General features: G+C 75.8%; 3 protein-coding genes. All 3 read left to right on the top strand.

Going from position 1 to position 2394, the window contains the following annotated elements; genetic code table 11:
• The first annotated feature begins 73 nt into the window (after window positions 1-73).
• The 3 genes from F8271_RS30970 to F8271_RS30960 are packed head-to-tail and all read left to right on the top strand — an operon-like array spanning window position 74 to window position 2391.
• Window positions 74-1039 (top strand): sugar kinase, encoded by a 966-nt coding sequence (locus F8271_RS30970; RefSeq protein ID WP_225854888.1) that lies wholly within the window; start codon window positions 74-76, stop codon window positions 1037-1039.
• Window positions 1040-1042: 3 nt separating this feature from the next.
• Entirely contained in the window at window positions 1043-1786 is a 744-nt protein-coding gene (locus F8271_RS30965; RefSeq protein WP_151493331.1) for an IclR family transcriptional regulator, read from the top strand.
• The gene (locus F8271_RS30960) at window positions 1783-2391 is read left to right on the top strand and encodes a bifunctional 4-hydroxy-2-oxoglutarate aldolase/2-dehydro-3-deoxy-phosphogluconate aldolase (protein WP_151493330.1); all 609 of its coding nucleotides are present in this window, start codon (window positions 1783-1785) and stop codon (window positions 2389-2391) included. Before F8271_RS30965 ends, F8271_RS30960 begins: the two co-directional genes overlap by 4 nt.
• The last annotated feature ends 3 nt before the right edge of the window (window positions 2392-2394 follow it).

Raw genomic sequence — 2394 nt, 5'->3', positions numbered from 1 at the left:
GTGCGACCGCCCTGCGCCGCGACGCCGGGCCGGTGTTCGTGCCGGCGCCCCGGGCGGCTCACCCCCGGTCGAGGTGGCGACGGTGGGGGAGACCATGGTGGTGCTCTGCCCCGCACCCGGTGAGCCGCTGGAGGACGCCGAGCGGGTCGCCGTGTCGGTCGGTGGCGCGGAGTCCAACGTGGCCGGTTACCTGGCCCGTCTCGGGCACTGCGCGGCGTGGGTGAGCCGGGTCGGTGACGACCCGTTCGGTCGGGCCGTCGTGCGGCACGTCGCCGCCACCGGGGTACGCGTGGACCACGTCACCGTCGACCCGGCCGCCCCCACCGGGCTGTATGTCAAGGACCCCGGTCCGGCCGGAACGGCCGTGCACTACTACCGGGCCGGCTCGGCGGCCTCCCGGATGGACACCGGGACACTGGCCGACCCCCGGCTCGCCGGCGCCCGGGTGCTGCACCTGTCCGGGATCACTCCGGCACTCTCCCCGTCCTGCCGGGCGCTCGCCGAGCACGCGGTGACCGACCGGCCGCTGCCGGGCGCGCTGGTCAGCTTCGACGTCAACCACCGTGCCCGGCTCTGGCCCGCCGAGCAGGCCGCGCCGGTGCTACGTGACCTCGCCGACCGCAGCGACCTCGTCTTCGTCGGTCAGGACGAGGCGTACGCCCTGTGGGGCACCACCGATCCGGCGGCCGTACGCCGACTGCTGCCCGGCCCCGAGACGGTGGTGGTCAAGGACGGCGCGCTGGGTGCGACCGCCCTGCGCCGCGACGCCGGGCCGGTGTTCGTGCCGGCGCCCCGGGTGGCGGTGGTGGAGCCCGTCGGCGCGGGGGACGCGTTCGCCGGCGGCTACCTGGCCGGGCTGCTGCGCGGCCTCGACCCGACGCGGCGGCTGCGCCTCGGTCACCTCGTCGCCGCGCAGGTGCTGGGCAGCATCGGCGACAACGCCCCACTGCCGGCGTGGTCGTGGTTCGAACGGCTGCTCGACGCCCCCGACGACACCTGGTCCCCACTGGACCTGGCCGGCGCGCCGGCGGAGGGCTGAGGCGTGTCACAGGGCGTCGACCGGGCGATGCGCGTGCTCGAACTGCTGGCACGGGAGCCGGCCCAGCTCGGCGAGGTGGCCGCCGACCTGGGCGTGCACAAGTCCACCGCGCTGCGCCTGTTGCAGACCCTCGAGGCGGGTGGGTTCGCGCGTCGCCGCGACGGCGGCTGGACCGTGGGCCTGCGGCTGATCGGTCTCGCCCAGCAGGCACTGGACTCGCTGGACGTCCGCACGGTGGCCCGTCCGCACCTGGCGGCGCTCGGCCGCGACTGCGGGCACACCATCCACCTGGCCCAGCTCGTCGACGACGACCTCGTCTACGTGGACAAGATCGAGGCGCGTGGCCAGGTGCGGATGTACTCACGGATCGGCCGCACCGCGCCGCTGCACGCCAGCGGGGTGGGCAAGGTGGTGCTCGCGTACAGCCCGGAGCCCCGGCTGACCCGGCTGGTCGACGGCGGCGAGCTGCGGGCGTACACCCCGGGGACCATCTGCGACCCGGCCGCCCTGCGCGCGGAGCTGGCGACCGTCGCCGAGCAGGGCTGGGCCGCCGACGACGGCGAGTTCGAGCCGCTGATCACCTGCGTGGCGGCGCCGGTGCGGCAGGCCGACTGGTCGGTCACCGCCGCCGTGTCGGTGACCGCGCCGACCGTGGTCGCCACCCTCGCCGACCTGCGCCGCCTGCTACCCCGACTGCGGGCCACCACCCGGCAGATCTCCCACGACCTCGGATGGAGTGCACCATGACCACAGCGGACTTCGACCACATCTTCGGCGGCGCCCGGGTGATGGCCATCCTGCGCGGCCTGCCGGTCGCCGAGACCGTCCGGCTCGCCGAGCGCGCCTGGGATCTCGGCATCGACGTGGTGGAGGTCCCGGTCGCCACCCCCGAGGCGGTGCCGGCGCTGCGGGCCGCAGTCCAGGCGGGCGTCGAACGTGGTCGAATCGTGGGTGCCGGCACCGTGCTCGACGAGGGTCAGGTCGCGGCGGCGGCCGACGCCGGTGCCGCGTTCACCGTCGCGCCCGGCCTCGACCTCGCCATCGCCGACGCCGCCGCCGCGCGCGGTCTGCCGCACCTGCCCGGCGTGGCCACCCCGACCGAGGCGCAGCAGGCGCTGCGGCACGGCCTCACCTGGCTCAAGGCGTTCCCCGCGATCTCCCTCGGGCCGGCGTGGTTCACGGCCATGGCGGGCCCGCTGCCACAGTTGCGCTTCGTCGCCACCGGCGGCCTGGACGCGGCCAACGCCGCCGCGTTCCTGGACGCGGGCGTACGGGTAGCGGCAGTGGGCTCAGCCCTGTCGGACCCCCACCAGCTGGACAATCTGGCCAAGCTAGCCACAAACCCACGCTGACCC

This window comes from Micromonospora sp. ALFpr18c (assembly GCF_008868155.1).
GTDB lineage: Bacteria > Actinomycetota > Actinomycetes > Mycobacteriales > Micromonosporaceae > Micromonospora.
Note: the sequence above shows the minus strand (reverse complement) of the source record. Positions and strands in the feature narration are given on the sequence as shown.